At 70.5% G+C, this 16,242-nt stretch carries 13 protein-coding genes and 1 pseudogene; 8 read left to right on the top strand and 6 right to left on the bottom strand.

Annotated features, from left to right (window positions below; all coding sequences use genetic code 11):
* Positions 1 to 210: 210 nt before the first annotated feature.
* Together AB0435_RS13040 and AB0435_RS13035 are read right to left on the bottom strand one after the other, a co-directional pair.
* The gene (locus AB0435_RS13040) at positions 211 to 1,848 is read right to left on the bottom strand and encodes a transglycosylase domain-containing protein (RefSeq protein WP_366426956.1); all 1,638 of its coding nucleotides are present in this window, start codon (positions 1,846 to 1,848) and stop codon (positions 211 to 213) included.
* Between the two features lie 165 nt (positions 1,849 to 2,013).
* On the bottom strand, positions 2,014 to 3,597 hold the full coding sequence (locus AB0435_RS13035; RefSeq protein WP_366426955.1) for a GMC family oxidoreductase N-terminal domain-containing protein: 1,584 nt from the start codon (positions 3,595 to 3,597) through the stop codon (positions 2,014 to 2,016).
* Positions 3,598 to 4,072: 475 nt separating this feature from the next.
* Between AB0435_RS13035 and AB0435_RS13030 the strand changes: the two genes are divergently transcribed.
* The 3 genes from AB0435_RS13030 (at position 4,073) to AB0435_RS13020 (ending at position 7,591) form a co-directional block, all read left to right on the top strand.
* On the top strand, positions 4,073 to 4,942 hold the full coding sequence (locus AB0435_RS13030; protein ID WP_366005174.1) for a universal stress protein: 870 nt from the start codon (positions 4,073 to 4,075) through the stop codon (positions 4,940 to 4,942).
* A gap of 474 nt (positions 4,943 to 5,416) precedes the next feature.
* The gene (locus AB0435_RS13025; protein WP_366426954.1) at positions 5,417 to 6,550 is read left to right on the top strand and encodes an NAD(P)/FAD-dependent oxidoreductase; all 1,134 of its coding nucleotides are present in this window, start codon (positions 5,417 to 5,419) and stop codon (positions 6,548 to 6,550) included.
* Positions 6,551 to 6,661: 111 nt separating this feature from the next.
* Positions 6,662 to 7,591 carry an NADP-dependent oxidoreductase gene (locus AB0435_RS13020; protein ID WP_366005172.1) on the top strand — a complete coding sequence of 310 codons (930 nt, stop codon included), beginning with the start codon at positions 6,662 to 6,664 and terminating at the stop codon, positions 7,589 to 7,591.
* A 169-nt stretch (positions 7,592 to 7,760) separates the two neighbouring features.
* On the opposite strand, the gene AB0435_RS13015 is transcribed toward AB0435_RS13020, so the two are convergent.
* Entirely contained in the window at positions 7,761 to 9,275 is a 1,515-nt protein-coding gene (locus AB0435_RS13015) for an MDR family MFS transporter (RefSeq protein ID WP_366426953.1), read from the bottom strand.
* Positions 9,276 to 9,585: 310 nt separating this feature from the next.
* On the opposite strand from AB0435_RS13015, the gene AB0435_RS13010 reads away from it, so the two are divergent.
* Together AB0435_RS13010 and AB0435_RS13005 are read left to right on the top strand one after the other, a co-directional pair.
* Positions 9,586 to 10,191, top strand: coding sequence for a helix-turn-helix domain-containing protein (locus AB0435_RS13010; RefSeq protein ID WP_366005169.1), 606 nt, complete (start codon positions 9,586 to 9,588; stop codon positions 10,189 to 10,191).
* Positions 10,192 to 10,408: 217 nt separating this feature from the next.
* On the top strand, positions 10,409 to 11,071 hold the full coding sequence (locus tag AB0435_RS13005; protein ID WP_366426952.1) for an MSMEG_1061 family FMN-dependent PPOX-type flavoprotein: 663 nt from the start codon (positions 10,409 to 10,411) through the stop codon (positions 11,069 to 11,071).
* 100 nt (positions 11,072 to 11,171) lie between these two features.
* Here AB0435_RS13005 and AB0435_RS13000 read toward each other — a convergent pair whose 3' ends face one another.
* Positions 11,172 to 11,594, bottom strand: a complete 423-nt coding sequence (locus AB0435_RS13000) for a MarR family transcriptional regulator (RefSeq protein WP_366005167.1) — start codon at positions 11,592 to 11,594, stop codon at positions 11,172 to 11,174.
* 162 nt (positions 11,595 to 11,756) lie between these two features.
* On the opposite strand from AB0435_RS13000, the gene eno reads away from it, so the two are divergent.
* The 3 genes and pseudogenes from eno to AB0435_RS12985 all read left to right on the top strand — a co-directional run.
* The gene (gene eno, locus AB0435_RS12995; RefSeq protein WP_366005166.1) at positions 11,757 to 13,064 is read left to right on the top strand and encodes a phosphopyruvate hydratase; all 1,308 of its coding nucleotides are present in this window, start codon (positions 11,757 to 11,759) and stop codon (positions 13,062 to 13,064) included.
* A 501-nt stretch (positions 13,065 to 13,565) separates the two neighbouring features.
* Entirely contained in the window at positions 13,566 to 13,835 is a 270-nt protein-coding gene (locus tag AB0435_RS12990) for a hypothetical protein (RefSeq protein WP_366005165.1), read from the top strand.
* Between the two features lie 210 nt (positions 13,836 to 14,045).
* Positions 14,046 to 14,255: pseudogene (locus AB0435_RS12985) on the top strand (hypothetical protein); the annotation flags it as partial.
* Here AB0435_RS12985 and AB0435_RS12980 read toward each other — a convergent pair.
* Entirely contained in the window at positions 14,221 to 15,036 is an 816-nt protein-coding gene (locus AB0435_RS12980) for an alpha/beta fold hydrolase (protein WP_366426951.1), read from the bottom strand. The pseudogene AB0435_RS12985 and the gene AB0435_RS12980 sit on opposite strands and share 35 nt — an antisense overlap.
* A gap of 51 nt (positions 15,037 to 15,087) precedes the next feature.
* Positions 15,088 to 16,170 carry a non-ribosomal peptide synthetase gene (locus AB0435_RS12975; protein ID WP_366005163.1) on the bottom strand — a complete coding sequence of 361 codons (1,083 nt, stop codon included), beginning with the start codon at positions 16,168 to 16,170 and terminating at the stop codon, positions 15,088 to 15,090.
* Positions 16,171 to 16,242 lie beyond the last annotated feature (72 nt).

Here is a 16,242-nt window from a genome sequence, read left to right as displayed (position 1 = left end):
TCGGCCCGGCGCATGGCGGTAGGGCTGGGCAAGGAACATCCGACGGAACCTGGCCACCCGCGTTCACCAGAAAGTGCGGCCTGCAGGGACCACATCCCATAAATTCCGATGGACAGGGAATGCATGGAATCAGCCCGAGTTGGACCGCTTCGCCAACTGATACTCAATCAGTAACGTTCAGGATCCGTTCAAACGCAATCAGGGAGTTCCTCATGGTGATCCGGCGTCAGCGCTGGCCAATGGCACTGGTGGTCGTGGCATGCGCGATGAGCACCGCCCTGTCCGGGTGCGGCAAGGGCGACGACAAGGGAGCGAGCTTCTCTCCGTCGAATGCGACGCGCTCCCCCGCTTCCTCCCAGCCGGACAGCGGCAAGGGCGGGCGGGACGTTCTGCCCGGGCTGCCGTCAGCCGATCAGGCACAGCAGCAACTGGCACAGCTGAAGGTGGCCAAGTGGCGGCCGATGAGCGGCTACAGCCGCGCCAAGTTCCCGCACTGGGCTGCACCTCCCCCGCCTCGGGGTACTTCCTCCCCGCGCAGTCGGTCATCGCCGGCCACGCCATGGAGTACGGCGCCGGGTACTTCTGGGACGGCTTGATGTCGTTCTCCAGCGCCGCGGCCGCCACGACGGGCTTGAAGACCGAGCCGGTCGGGAACCCCAGCCCGCCGCCCATACGGGTGCCGACCGACAGGTCGATCTGCGTCTGGTGGGATCCCACGCCGTAGTCGCGGCTCTGCCCCATCGCCACGATCCGCCCGGTGCCCGGCTGGACCACGGCCATCGCAGTCGCGGCCCGGTCGGTGGTGAGCACATGCGAGGTGACCGAACGCCGGAGCGCCTGCTGCGCCTTGGGGACCAGCGTGGTGTGGATCTCCAGGCCGCCCTGCCGCCACAGGGCCTGCCGCTGGGCGGCCGTCCTGCCGAACGCCGGGTCGCCGAGGACCACTTGCCGTACGTAGTCGCAGAAGAACCCGGCGCCGTCGGACGCCGCGGCGCAGCCCTGCCGCGGGGCGCTGACGTGCAGCCCGAGCGGCGTGGAGATCGCCTGCCGGGACTGGTCCCGGGTGATGGTGCCGTAGCCGGCCATCGCCCGCAGCACCGTGTCGCGGCGTTCCTTGGCGAGACGGGGGGAGGTGACCGGGTCGTAGGCCGTGGGCGACTGGACGAGTCCGGCCAGAAGTGCGGCCTGGGGAAGGGAGAGGTCGGCGGCGTGCACGCTGAAGTACCGCTCCGCCGCCGCCTCCACGCCGTACGCCTGCTCGCCGAAGAAGGCGATGTTGAGGTAGCCGGTGAGGATCTCGTCCTTGGAGAGCTTCTTCTCCAGCGCCACCGCGTACCGCAGCTCCCGGACCTTGCGGGCGAGGGTCTGGCTCTGGGCCTGCCGCACGGCCCTGGCGTCGTCCCCGGCCGCCTCGACGAGGACGTTCTTCACGTACTGCTGGGTCAGGGTGGAGGCGCCCTGGGCGACGCGGCCGCTGCCCGCGTCGGTGCGCAGGGCCCGGAGCACCCCCTTGAGGTCGAGGGCGCCGTGCTGGTAGAAGCGGTGGTCCTCGATGTCGACGGTGGCCTTGCGCATCACGGGGGCGATCCGGTCGCCGGGTACGACGGTGCGGTCGCGGGAGTAGACGGCGGTTATCAGGCCGCCGTCGGCGTCGTAGATACGGGTGGACTGGGCGAGGGCCGAGGTCTTCAGGGCGGCCGGCAGGTCGTTGAAGTCCCCCACCGTGGTCTTGGTGTACGCCCCCAGGGGGCCCACGACGGGCAGGGCGACACCGGCGACGAGGAATCCCGCCAGGACGGCGAGGCCCACGAACTGAATGGCGCGGCGTGGCCGCGGCACGGGCGACATGAGAGGAACCGTACGCGGAAAGTCTGAGAATTCCCTCAACTGCCTGTATATCAGGGGTAATTAGCGTCCTACCGGCCTGCGCACCGAGCACAGGCCGGCCGAGCGGAGGTCCCACAATCAGGATGGCCGTACCGACCTTGCGTTATGCCCCGGAAGTTTGTGCGGTCAGCCGCGGAGGAGACCGGCCGCCCGGTGTCCGATGACCACGCACGGCGCCATGGTGTTCCCGGAAGTCACGCGGGGCAGCACCGAGGCGTCGGCGATGCGCAGACCTTCCACGCCCCGGACGCGCAGCTCGGAATCGACGACGGCGTCGCCGTCGACGCCTGTCCGGGCCGTCCCGCACGGATGCCAGTAGCTGAAGGCCGCCGTGCGGATGTAGGCGGCGACCTCGGCGTCGGACCCGTTCCCGAGGGCCGTCCGGGATCCCCGGTAGGGGCGCATCGCCTCCGCGTGGGCCATCTCCTCGGCGAACCGGTATGCCTCGACGGCGTCGCGCAGGTCGTCCGGCTCGTCGAAGTAACCGGTCTCGATCACGGGAGCGCTCGCCGGGTCGGCGTCCGCGAGCCTCACCGATCCGCGCGACCGCAGGCTCATGCCCAGCAGGAAGCTGAAGGCGGACTCCGGCTTGCCGTACCGGGCCTCCGCCTCGGGGCTCATGAACGGCATCGCGACGGGATACATGAAGAACTGCGGCAACTCGGCGTGGCCGTCGGCACCCCAGAAGCACACCGCTTGCGCACGCGACGGTGGGGGAAGCTCCCGGGCGCCGGTCTCCCACACGCAGTCGAACATCAGGTGGTCGCCGAGATTGCCGCCCACTCCGGGAAGATCCTCGCGGACGCCGATGCCGAGCGACTCCAGGTGCCGGGCGGGCCCGATCCCCGACTGCATGAGCACCTTGGGCGTCTGCACCGCCCCGAGACTGAGCACGACCTCGCGCGCGGCGCGGAAGCGGACGCGGCGGCCTCCGGTCACGGCCTCGACGCCGACCGCGCGGTCACGCTCGAACACGACCCGGGTGACCAACGTCCCCGTGAGCACCGTCAGGTTGCGCTGCCGACGCCGTGGGGCGACCAGTGCGCGGTAGGGCGAGCGCCGCGTGCCGCCCTCGGCAAACTCGTCCCGGACGGCGCAACCGCTCCCCCGCTCGGCGAGTTCCCCGTTCGGGCTGTCGTAGCGGTCGAGCCCGGCCGACTCCGCTCCCGCGAGCATCGCCGAGAAGAACGGGTGCAGCGGCTGCGCGGGCCGGATGTGCATCGGGCCCGCCGTGCCCCGGCGTTCGAGGTCGGGCTCGCCGCTCCAGGTCTCCAGATCGCGGTAGACGCCGAGCACCGAGCGGTAGTCCCACCATGGGTCCGCGCAGGTCGCGGCCATGTCCTCCCAGTTCCGCCGATGACCGCGCGACCAGGCCCCGGCGTTGATGCTCGAACCGCCTCCGAGCCCCTTGCCCATCGCGTACTGCAGGCGCCGGCCGTCGATCTGGGCTCCGGGCTCGGTGACATAGTCCCAGTCGCGTTCCGTGCCGAGATTCTCCAGCCACCGGTCGGGGTCGGAGACCCGATCGTCGACGTCGTCAGGTCCCGCCTCCAGAAGCAGCACCCGCAGGTTCTCGTCGGCCGCGAGCATCCCCGCGGCGGTCGACCCCGCCGGGCCCGCGCCACACACGATGATGTCGAACTCTTCGGCAGCCGCCGCGCCCTGGTCAGTGGCACGTCCGGCCTCTGTCCACTGTCGACGCTCGTCCACGTTGCCCACTCCTCTGACGATTGCCTTCCCGGCCCAGCAACTGCGCGCATCAGCAGGGCCCGACACCCACGGGATGACGCACTGTCAGAACGCCATCACGGGACGCGAGCCCGAGCTTCACCTCCCACAAGGGCGGTTCTTGGCCCTGCCGTTGGGCCGGGTCGGACCGTCCAGGATAGGCGTGGGCCCGGCCTCCGGGGCCGGCGTGGCTCTTTTTCCCCCACCGGGCATGGCCCGAGGCGGGACCCAAAAGGCTGCGGCACTGTGAGTACCACCACGACGCGCCCCCCGGACCGGATGCCGGGCAGTCCACAGGCAGGCGGCCTCGGCCAGACCGCAGGCCCCGCACGGAGCCCCCTCGCATCCCGGATGCCCGGGCCCTGACGTGCCACGACGGCGACAGCGAGGGAAGGTGGAGGCAGAGGCCGGCCCGGACCGACGGCCGGTCCGGCAGGCGGCTGAGGCGGTGAGCGCGATGGAACATCCCGTGATCGTGGGTGTCGACGGGTCCGACAACAGTCTCGCCGCCCTTGACTGGGCCGCAGAGGAAGCGGTCCGCCTTCGACTACCCCTTCGCGTGGTCTACGCCTCTCTGTGGGAGCGCTACGAAGGATCAGCCCCCTCGTTCACTGATGAACAGCCGACCGAAGAGGTCATGGCCCAGCACATCATCGCCACGGCCGGGCAGCGAGCCCGGCAACTCTTCCCCGGCCTGACCGTGGACGCCGTCACGGTCCCCGACGACGCCGTGGAAGCGCTCACCAGGGAGTCGCACAGCGCCGCCGCCGTGGTGATCGGCTGCTCCGGGCGAGGAGCCGTCAAGGAGTTCCTGCTGGGCTCGGTGAGCATCGCGGTGGCAGGCCGTGCCCATGGCCCGGTCGTCGTCGTGCGCGGCGAGGACCGGAACGTCAAGGGCACGAGCCACCGGGTCGTCGTCGGTGTGGGTCAGGCGGACGAGGCCACCACCGCCGTGCTCTTCGCCCTGCGCGAGGCAGAGGCACGCGGGTGCGAGCTGCAGGCCGTGCGCGCCTGGCGCAGCCCCCAGCAGCCCACCGACGTCCTGGCCGTGCTGGACGCCACCCCGCCGGCGTACGAGGAACAGGCCCACTCGGTCCTGGACGATGCGCTGACGGAGGCAATGGCCGCGCACCCGGGCGTCCCCGTCACCCGTACGGTGGTGGAAGGCCCGCCGCACCGGGTGCTGCTCTGGTCGGCCGCCGACGCCGACCTGCTGGTCCTCGGTGCCACCCGGCGCCATGACGGATCCAGACTGCACCTGGGCCGGGTCGGCCACACGGCTCTGCACCACGCGGCCTGCCCGGTGGCAGTGGTGCCCCACCGGTGAGCGCGTTCCCCCGCGGTAGGCCGACCCGCCCAGGCAGGCACACCCCCGCAACCGGTCGCGCCGTCCTCGGCCCCGTCCGGCTCCACCACGTAAGCCTCCACAGTCGGGCCCGCCACTGCCCCGGCAGCCCGCCCACTCACCACGTGCCCCAGGTTCGGATCCTCGAAGCCATTCGCCACGCACACCGCCGCGTCCGCCTGCGCGACGCCCCACAGCAGCGGTCGTGAACCGCAGCCGTCCGCGCCTCCGACACCGCCGCGCGCAAGACCTGCCGATGTCATGTCAGCTGTCTATCGGCGGTAGCGGTGATCTGTCGGTGAGTTGTCAACGGCTGCCGGGACATTGGAGCCGGTCGGCCCGGGACATCAACGGCACCGGCCACCGGAACCGCATCGCCTCGGCTTACGGAAACGGCCCCAGTCGTGACCCGCCGGGTGTGCGCCCAGCAAACCACGATCAAGAAGGAATCCCACCATGACGACTGACATCACGATCATCGGCGCCGGGCTCGGCGGCCTCACGCTCGCCCGCGTCCTGCACGTCCACGGAATACCGGCCACGGTCTACGAGGCAGAGCCCTCCCCGACTGCGCGTTCGCAGGGCGGGATGCTCGACATACACGACTACAACGGGCAACTCGCCATCGAAGCGGCGGGCTTGATGGACGAGTTCCGTGGCCTCGTCCTGGAGGGCCGTCAGGCGATGCGGGTCCTCGACCGGGACGGGACCGTCCTGTTCGACGAGGCCGACGACGGCACGGGCGGCCGCCCCGAGGTGCAGCGCGGCGAGCTGCGGCAGATCCTGCTCGACTCGCTGCCCGCCGGCACCGTCCGGTGGGGGCACAAGGTCTCAAGCACCCGCGCCCTGGGTGGGGGCCGTCACCAGGTGGTCTTCGCCGACGGCACCAGCCTCGTCACGAGCCTGCTGGCCGGCGCGGACGGCGCGTGGTCACGGGTCCGTCCGCTGCTCTCCACCGCCACACCCGGGTACATCGGCAAGTCCGTCGTCGAGACCTACCTGTTCGACGCCGGCACCCGGCACCCCGCCACCGCGAAGGCGGTCGGCGGCGGATCGATGATCGCGCCCACGCCGGGCAGGGAGATCTTCGCCCACCGGGAAAGGGACGACACCCTTCACGCCTACGTGGGGCTGACCGAGCCCCAGGAGTGGTTCGCCGCCATCGACTTCACCGATCCCGCCGTGGCCACCGCGCGGATCGCGGAGGAGTTCGACGGCTGGGCGCCGGAGCTCACCGCGCTGATCGCCGACAGCGACACCGCGCCGGTCCTGCGTCCCCTGTACGTCCTGCCGACCGGGCACCGGTGGGACCGGGTCCCGGGGGTGACCCTGCTCGGCGACGCCGCCCACCTCTCGGCCCAGAACGGCGAAGGCGCCAACCTCGCCATGCTCGACGGCGCCGAACTCGGCAAGGCCCTGGCCGCGCACCCCGATGACGTGGAGGCCGCGCTCACCTCGTACGAGCAGGCCATGTTCCCCCGCAGCGCCGAGGCCGCCGCTTTCGGAGGTGCCGAGGCATTCGGGGCCGACGCCGACAACACGGCCCACGGCCTGATCGCCGCGTTCACCCGACACGAGCAGGCCCGGTAGGAAGCCACCGGGAACCGCGGCCTCCAAGGGCACGGCAGGCCCGAATCGCTGTCCTTCAGGCTCAGGGGAATAGTCGCGTCCGGTACGGCCGTTGGGACGGACATGCGAGCTATGGGATTCAAGGAGTTCGGCGGGCCCGAGGTACTGCACGTCCTGGACCTCCCGGAACCGGAGGCCGGGCCGGGCGAGGTACGCATCCGGGTGCGCGCGGCGGCGGTCAACCCGACCGACACACTCCGCCGCAACGGCACCTCGTCCGCGCGCTACAAGGACGTGCCGCCACCGTACGTGCCAGGCATGGACGCGGCCGGGGTGCTCGACCAGATCGGCGAAGGCGTCTCGACCGACCTGCGGATCGGCGAACATGTGATGGCCGTCGTGGTGCCGGACGGCGCCCACGGCGCCTATGCGGAACGGATCGTCGTCCCCGCCGAATCCGTCGTCAGGATCCCCGCGGGCACGACCGACGCCGAGGCCGCGTCCCTCCCGATGAACGGCCTGACCGTGCGCCTGGCGCTCGACGTGCTCGGCCTCGCCCCGGGCTGCACCGTCGCGATCACCGGAGCGGCGGGCGCGGTCGGCGGCTATGCCGTCCAACTGGCCAAAGCGGAGGGGCTCCGCGTGATCGCCGACGCGTCGCCGCGCGACGAGCAGCTCGTCAGGGAACTGGGCGCCGACGTCGTGCTGAAGCGCGGTGACGACTTCCCCCAGCGGATCCGCGCAGCCGTACCCGACGGCGTCGACGGACTCATCGACGGCGCGCTCTTCGACCGGCGCGCGCTCCCGGCGGTCCGGGACGGCGGCCGGATCGCGACGCTGCGGAATTTCTCCGCGCCGGGAGAACGCGGCATCACCTTCCATCCGGTGATGGTCACCGAATACGCCCGTGAGCACACGAAGCTCGACCGCCTCCGGCAGCAGGTCGAGGACGGCCGACTGACGCTGCGCATCGCGCAGCTCCTGCCGGCGGAACAAGCCGCCGAAGCCCACCGGATTCTGGAAGCGGGCGGCGTCCGGGGGCGACTGGTCCTCCAGTTCTGACAGCACCGACAGTGCGGGGGGCTTCCCTACGAGGGCGCGCCACCCGCCCCGTCCTACAGTCCGCGCGGTCCGTCGAACTTGATCGTTCAGAAGGGGATTCCCCGGACACAGGACCGCACCACCCAGCCGCAGCGACGGGCCGTGGCCGAGGCCACGGCCCGTCGTCGGGTCATTCGGCGGGCTGAGGAGCAGCGGGAGCGCCGTCCGGAGCCGCGTTGGCACCGGCGGTGCCGCGCAGCGGCACGTGGCGGATCAGCAGCGCGAGTACGACACCGATCACGGCGGCACACGCAGCCCAGGTGAAGGCGACGTCGATGCCGTCGCTGACGGCCTTGGCGAAGGCATGCCGGATGCCTTCGGGCAGGGCGCGCAGGGCCTCGGGAGTCATCTGCCCCACACCGCTCCCGGACTTCACGGCGCCGCCACCACCGGTCGCGGAGGTGAAGGAGTCGGTGAGCTTGTGGGTATAGAGGGCCCCGAGCACGGAGACACCGAGGGAACCGCCCATGTTGCGCAGGAAGGTCGCCGCGCCGGTGGCCGCGCCCATGTCGCGCAGCGGGGCGCTGTTCTGGGCGATGAGCATCGTGGTCTGCATCAGGCAGCCCATGCCGGCGCCGAGGACGACCATGTAGAGCGAGGTGAGGGTGCGCGAGGTGTCGGGGCCCATGGTGGCGAACAGGAAGAGGCCGACGGTCATGAGCACGCTGCCGACGATCGGCAGGGCGCGGTAGCGGCCGGTGCGGCCGATCAGGGCGCCGCCGCCGAGGGAGAACACCATCGCGGCCATCATCATGGGCATCAGCAGCAGGCCGCTGTTGGTCGCGGAGGATCCCTGGACGAACTGCTGGAACTGCGGCAGGAAGGTCACCCCGCCGAACATGGCGAAGCCGACGACGAAACTCAGGGCTCCGGCGAGGCTGAAGTTGCGGTTGGCGAAGACCGACAGCGGCATGACCGGCTCGGCGGCACGGCGTTCGACCAGGACGAAGGCCGCGAACGCCAGCACGGTCACCACGGCCAGCCCGATGATCATCGTCGAGCCCCAGTCGTACTCGGTGCCGCCCCAACTGGTGATCAGGACCAGCGTGGTGATCCAGACCGTCAGCAGCGCGGCGCCGGTCCAGTCGATGCGCACCCGACCGGACGTGTTGCGGGGCAGCTTGGCCAGGACGAACCAGCACACCAGCAGGGCGATGACGCCCAGCGGCAAGTTGACGTAGAAGGCCCAGCGCCAGTTGAGGTGGTCGGTGATGAAGCCGCCGGCCAGCGGGCCGCCGATCATGGCGACCGGCATGACCGCCATCATCACGCCTTGGTACTTGCTGCGGTCCCGGGGCGGGATGATGTCGGCCACGACCGCCATGACACCGACCATCAGGCCACCCGCGCCCAGGCCCTGGAGCGCGCGGAACCCGATCAGCTCGCCCATGTTCTGCGATATGCCGCAGAGCGCGGAGCCGACCAGGAAGATGACGATGGAGGAGATGAAGGTGATTCTCCGTCCGAGGAGGTCACCGAGCTTGCCCCAGATCGGGGTGGCCGCGGTGGAGGCCAGGATGTAGCCGGTGGTCACCCACGCCAGGTGGCCGAGGCCGCCGAGGTCACCCACGATGGTGGGCAGCGCGGGCGCCACGATCATGTTGTCCAGCATGGCGAGCAGCATGGCGATGACCAGGCCGCTCATGGTCATCATGATGTCGCGATGGCTAAAGCGTGGCGGTGCTGTGTCGACGTCGGCAGATGCCGGTGCTGTCTGCGTCACGGCGCATGTGCCTTTCAGCGGAGAAACGGCCGTCCGGACGCGAGAGACGCCCGGACGGATGCATCGAATGGATCAAGTGGAACGGGCCGGGCCGTGCTCGCGCGGGGCGCCTCGTTTACTTACCGGCCGGTTGGTAGATTACTTGCCTTCCGGTAAGTTTGACAAGGTGGGTCCATCCAACGGTGATCGAACCAGGCGCTCCGGCACACGGCGCCGCACGAAAGGGAAGAGCATGGCAGGAGCGGGGCAGCGGCGAGGCAGCGACACGAAGGCCAGGATCCGCAAGGTGGCCCTCGACCTGTTCACCGAACAGGGCTACGAGTCGACTTCCCTGAGGGAGATCGCCGAACGCCTCGGCATCACCAAGGCCGCCCTCTACTACCACTTCAGCAGCAAAGAGGACATCGTCCGCTCGCTCTTCACCGATTACCTGGAGGCCCTCGACTCCATGGTCACCTGGGCCCAGGAGCAGCCCTCGGAACCGGACCTGCGCGCCAAGGCCGTCGACCGCATGGTCGATCTGCTCACCGGAGAGGGCATGGCCGCCATGCGGTTCGCCGTCGCCAACCAGCGCGTCGTACGCGACCTCGACCCCGACCGGGGCGGCGCTCTCGAGCGCCTGAGCGAACTCTTCAAGACCCTCGCCGGACCCGATGTCTCGGTGGACGAAGAACTCCGCCTGCGCACCGCACTGTTGAGCGTCAACATAGTGTTGATCGCCTCGCGGGGGCTGGACGTATCCGACGAGAAGATCATCTCTGTCGCCCGCGACATCGCCCACCAGCTGGTCCCCACAGCCGGTTCCACCGGCCACCACACCGCGGCCGACCACAGCTGACGCCGGGCCGCGCGATACAGGCGGCGAGCGGGCCTCCCGGACGGTTCGGCCCGTGGAGGATCCCGTAGAGCACCCCCAACGCATCATGGGTGGGCCCGGTCCGCAGATGGACCGGGCTCACCAGGAGCCGGTCGATGAAGACCGGTTCGCATTCCGGCCCGGCCCCCGCCTCCACCGACCAAGATCGATCGCTGGTCGGTTCGTTAGGGTCGGAGGCGTGACGACGACACCCCTTACCGACAGCGCCTTCGACTCGCTCCGCCTCGACGCCGTGCCCGACCAGGAGGCGTTGCGCCGGGTGTACGAACTCCCCGGCGGCGCGGCCATGCGCAAGCAGATGACCGAACTCACCGACCAGACCCGGCAGCTGATCGGCTGCTCATCGCTGGTCCTGATCGCCAGCGCGGACGCCGAGGGCAACTGCGACGTCTCGCCGCGCGGTGGCCCCGCCGGGTTCGTCTCCGTCCTGGACGCACGGACGCTGGCGATACCGGACGCGACCGGCAACAAGCGGCTGGACACTCTGCAGAACGTCATCGCCACCGGACGGGCCGGGCTGCTGTTCATCATCCCCGGGCGGACCACCACCCTGCGGGTGAACGGCCGGGCTGTCGTCTCCACCCGCCCGGATCTGCTGTCACAGCTCACCGCCGTGGGAAAGCCGCCGGCCAGTGCGCTGGTGCTGGGGATCGAGGAGGTCTACCCGCACTGCCCCAAGTCGCTGCTGCGCAGCGCGGCCTGGAAGCCGGAGCAGTGGCTGCCGGCGGACGCCCAGCCGACCTCGGCCGAGGTGACGCTGGCTCAACTGCGGATGCCGGAGCTGACGATCACCGACATCGAGCAGGCCGAGGCGGACTCTCTGAAGTACCGGTACGAGTGACGGACCGAGGCGAAGGGGACACCTCCCTGCTCGAGCGAAGCCGGGAGCTTGGGGGCGCGTGCCGGGCGTCGCGACGGAGCGAACGTCGCCCGCCGGGGCACTAGCGTGTGGCGAGCCGCTCCAGCAGGGCGGCACTCCGCGCAAGCAACGCCCGCTCCTCGTCGGTGAGTTCGGCCTCGATGGCCTGCGCGAGCCAACCGGCCCTGCGGCTGCGCTCCGCTTCGAGCGCGGCCCGGCCTGCGTCCGACAGCTCGACCAGCGACTTGCGGCCGTCCGTGGGGTGCGCCCGGCGCGTGATCAGGTCCTGTTCCATGAGCAGCCCCACCGCCCGAGCCATCGACTGAGGGCGTACGCGCTGGTCGGCGGCGAGGTCGCTGGTGGTCATGGGGCCGTTGCGGTCGAGTGCGCCGAGCACGGCGGCCTGGCCCAGCGGGATGCGGTCCTCGTGCTTGACGCGCCGCGTGAGCTTGCCCATCGCGGTGCGCAGTTCAGTGGCGATGATGGCGGCTTCCGAGGTGGGCACAGGGCACTTTACCCCGTTGGTCAGCAAAGCTGCGCACCCGACCTGCACAGCAATGCTGTACAGCAAAACTGCGCAGCATTGCTGTAGAGTTTGGCGTTGTCGGGCTCAGCGCCAGTGTTGTCGCAGCCGGGCCACGGCATACGACAACGGGAAGGACCTCCCATGTCCGCAAAGGCAGTCGGCACCGTCAACACCGCCATCGAGACCGTCACCGCCCGCCGGATCATCGACAGCCGGGGCAACCCCACGGTCGAGGTCGACGTCGTCCTGGCGGACGGGTCCCCGGGGCGCGCGGCTGTCCCCTCCGGCGCCTCCACCGGCGCCCGGGAGGCCGTGGAACTGCGCGACGGAGACTCCGCGCGCTGGCACGGCAAGGGCGTCGACCGCGCGGTGGCCCACGTCAACGGGGAGATCGCGGCGTCCGTGCGCGGCCGGGACGCGGCGGACCAGGCCGGTCTCGACGCCGCGCTGGTCGCCCTCGACGGCACCGCCACGAAGTCCCGGCTCGGCGCCAACGCGATCCTCGGCGTCTCCCTCGCCACCGCCAAGGCCGCCGCGGCGGCCCACCGCCAGCCCCTCTACCGCTACCTCGGCGGCGCCGACGCCCACCTCCTGCCGCTGCCGATGATGAACATCGTCAACGGCGGTGCCCACGCCGACAACCCGCTGGACTTCCAGGAGTTCATGATCGCTCCCGTGGGCGCGGACACCTTCGCCGAAGCCGTCCGCATGGGCAGCGAGGTCTTCCACACCCTGCGCCGCGATCTGCTGGCCGCCGGGCACTCCACGGGCGTCGGCGACGAGGGTGGCTTCGCGCCCGCGCTGCGTACCGCCGAGGAGGCGCTCGACTTCGTGATGGCCGCCATCGAGCGCACCGGCTACCGCCCCGGCGCGGACATCGGCCTGGTCATGGACCCGGCGTCGTCGGAGTTCTTCCGCGACGGGGTGTACGACTACACGGGCGAGGGGGTGCGCCGTACCCCCTCCGAGAACGCCGACTACCTGGCCAAGCTCATCGACGCCTACCCGGTCGTCTCCATCGAGGACCCGATGGCGGAGAACGACCTGGACGGCTGGCGCGAGCTGACCACCCGCGTCGGCGACCGCTGCCAGCTCACCGGCGACGACGTGTTCTGCACCAACGAGACGCTGCTGCGCGAGGGAATCCGCACCGGCGTCGGCAACTCGGTCCTGGTGAAGGTCAACCAGATCGGAACCCTGACCGAGGCGCTGGCCGCGGTGGCCACGGCCCACCAGGCGGGCTGGACGGCTGTCATGTCGCACCGCTCGGGCGAGACGGAGGACACCACCATCGCGGATCTGGCGGTGGCGACCGGCTGCGGTCAGATCAAGACCGGATCGCTCTCCCGCTCCGACCGCACGGCGAAGTACAACCAACTGATCCGGATCGAAGAGGAGCTCGGCGACTCGGCGCGCTTCGCGGGCCGCTCCGCACTGCGTCGGGCGTGAACAGCAGGCAGTGGTAGAGAACGCGGGCCCCGGATTCGATCTGGGGCCCGCTCGCGCGGCCCGGCTGTGCACCGTGCTCTGCCCTGCCCTGTCGGCCGCGCCCAGTCCCGGCCCGGTATCGGTTGCCGTTGCGGGCGACCGATCACCACGGAAGGAATGGGCCAACGGATTGTCATGAACCCTTAAAGGACCTTCGCGGGGCGCTGCCAGGGATCACTCTTCTGTTCGTCGAATGCCAGGACGCCGAGGCGTGCCGGGCACTTGGGAACCACTGAGTGAAAGACAGGCAAGCACATGAGACGTTCCACTCGAAGCCCCCGTGGTGCAGCGCGATTCGCTGCGGTCCTGACGGCGGCGGCCGCTCTTCTTGCGGGAGGCGTGTTCTCCGCCGAGAGCGCTTCGGCGAACACGAGCCCCGGTGGCTGCCGTAGCGTCGGCTGGGCCTCCGAGCCTGGCGGCGTCCAACTGCTGCCGTGCAGCAGCGGCGACGGAGGCGTGGGCGTGAACGCGACGGTCCACATCAGCAACCCGAATGCGATCGGCATCTTCCCCTGCGCCCAGCTCCTGCAGGTCAACGGGGACGGCAGCACCACCCAGGTAGGTGACTACGGCTGCCTGGGCTCCTGGACTTCGGGGGCGCCCGACCTGGTCAAGGGCCCCATAGGCGTGCACCAGGGCACGTACGTGGTACAGGCCGGATTCTGGGCCACGATCAACGGGCACTACGGCTACTACGGGGCAGCCCAGAGCCAGCGGATCACCGTGTACTGATCCGCTGCGGCAGACCATGGCCACGGGCACGCGGTGACCACCGTTGAGCCCCACCGGCCATGGTCCAGCAGATGGCGGCGCAGCTGGCCGGTGATTGGCCACGGCTCAGCATTGACGGTCGCCGAGGGGTCAGCAGACTGGTCCCCGGCGACCGCCTCCGGAGAGGGCTTGAAGTAGCGACGTACGTTCGCCGGCCACGGCGAGCCGTTCCCGGACGGTCACCTCGCCGTAAAGGCCTATGGCCGCCCAGTCGGTGGGGGTCGGGGCGCATATGTCTTGTTTCCGGTCCCCGACAAACCCGAACTGGCGGCCCTGGTCGATGCCAGGTGGTGCCAGTCCCGGATCTCGCCCTCGGGGAGCGCATCCCCCACACCGGCCCCCGACCCTACTGGCGGATCCGCTCCGCGACGATGCGCATGACCGCCTCGGCGTGGCTGTTGAGGTAGAAGTGGCCCCCCTCGAAAACGTGCATGTCGAAGCGGCCGCGCGTGTGGTTCTTCCAGCGCAGGCATTCCTCGTGGGTCGCCTGGGGGTCCTCGTCGCCGAACAGGACTACCACCGGGCAGTCGACGGCGGCGTCCGGCGGTCGGCAGCGGTACGTCTCCACCGCCTTGTAGTCGCCACGAAGGATGGGGAGGATCATCTCGAGGAGCTCCGGGTCTTCGAGTATCCCCGCGTCGGTGGCGTCCAAGCGCTGCATCTCGGTGATGAGGGCCCGGTCGCCGGACCGGTGCAGGAACTCGTCGCGGACGGACGAGGGGGAAGGCCTGCTGGACTCGAAAAGGACCGCGGGCGCGACTCCCCTCTCCTCCAACCGCCTCACGGTCTCAAAGGCGACCGCCGCTCCCATGCTGTGGCCGAACAGGGCGAGGGGCCGGTCGGCAAGCGGCAGCAACTCGGGGATGATGCGGTCGGCGAGCGCCCCGATGTCCTCGACGCATGGCTCGTGGCGACGGTCCTGACGGCTGGGGTACTGGACCGCCAGGACGTCGAGTTCCGGTGACAACCGCCTGGAGACAGGCACGTAGTACGAGGCCGAGCCGCCCGCGTGCGGGAAGCAGACGAGACGGGCGCGGGGGGACGGCGCGATCTGGTATCGCCGCAGCCATACGCCGGAGCCTGAGCCGCCGCCAGTGCCGATGCCGGTGCCTGAACTCGTGCCAGTGGTCGTTGCCTTCATGTGGGGCGGCCGGTCTTCCATTCACAATCCCTCCTCGGCGCTTCGCGTTCGTGTCGTTCCCGCTCCTGATCGCTACCCCCCGGTCCGCTGCATCAGCGTGTCGACCCGCCTGGCCAACTGGTGCAGTCGCGGGCACTCGTAGAAGGAGTTCAGCGGGACGTCGACGCCGAAGCCGGCCATGACGGCTTCCCGGACCCGAGGCACCGTCAGGGAATCGCCGCCGAGCGCGAAGAAGTCCGCGTCCCGCCCCTGCGGCTGGACGGCGAGGATCTGCGACCAGATGAGCGCCAGCTGCCTCTCGGTCGCACTGCCCAGGGCGACATCGGCCCCGCCGGGCCCCTCGGCATCGAATACCACGACGGGCAGCCGCTTCCGGTCGATCTTTCCGGACGTCGTGAGCGGCATCTGGTCGAGCACGACGAAACGCGCCGGCACCATGTTCCGCGGCAGCCGTCGCGCGAGCGTCGCCTTGAGCCGGTCCGGCGACACCGGGGCACCGGGGCTGAGTTGGACGTAGGCCACCAGTTGCGAGCGCCCCTCGTCGACTTCCCTCTCGACGACCCCGGCGTGTACGACGCCCGACACGTCCAGCAGGGCGGCCTCGATCTCGCCCAGTTCCACCCGCACGCCGCGGATCTTGATCTGGTGGTCCACCCGCCGGTGGAAGACCAGCTCGCCATCGGCCGTCCTGCGGGCCAGATCGCCCGTCCGGTAGATCTGGAACCCGGGTTCGCCGCGCGGGTCGGGGAAGAAGGCCGAGGCGGTCAACTCGGGGTTGTTGAGGTAGCCGGGAGCCAGGAACCGGCTGCGCACCCACACCTCGCCGAGCTCTCCATCGGCCACCTCGTCGCCGTCGGCGGTGCGCAACGCCACCTCCCGTCCCGGCAGGGCACGGCCGACCGGCACCGTCGGCGAGTGCTCGTCGTCCGGGGTGACCAGGTGGAAGGTGGCCAGGATGTTCTCGGTCTGGCCGTACATGTTGTAGATGTCGGCCCGCGGGAAGGTGGCGCGCAGCTTGGCGACCAGTGCCGGCCGCAGTTCCTCGCCCGAGACGGTGAGCACCCGCACGTGGTCGAGCGCACCCGCGCCGGTGCTGTCCACGGCGTCGGTGAGCGCGCGGTAGAGGCTGGGTGGTGATACGCGCCAAGTCCCCACGCACCACCCGCCCGGCGCCCGAGACGTCCCGCCCGGCGGACCTGGTGAACCGTCAGTTCACCGCCACCGCAC

The sequence above is a fragment of the Streptomyces sp. NPDC051173 genome, from assembly GCF_040689515.1.
Taxonomy (GTDB): domain Bacteria; phylum Actinomycetota; class Actinomycetes; order Streptomycetales; family Streptomycetaceae; genus Streptomyces.
This window is presented reverse-complemented; position numbering and strand designations above follow the sequence as displayed.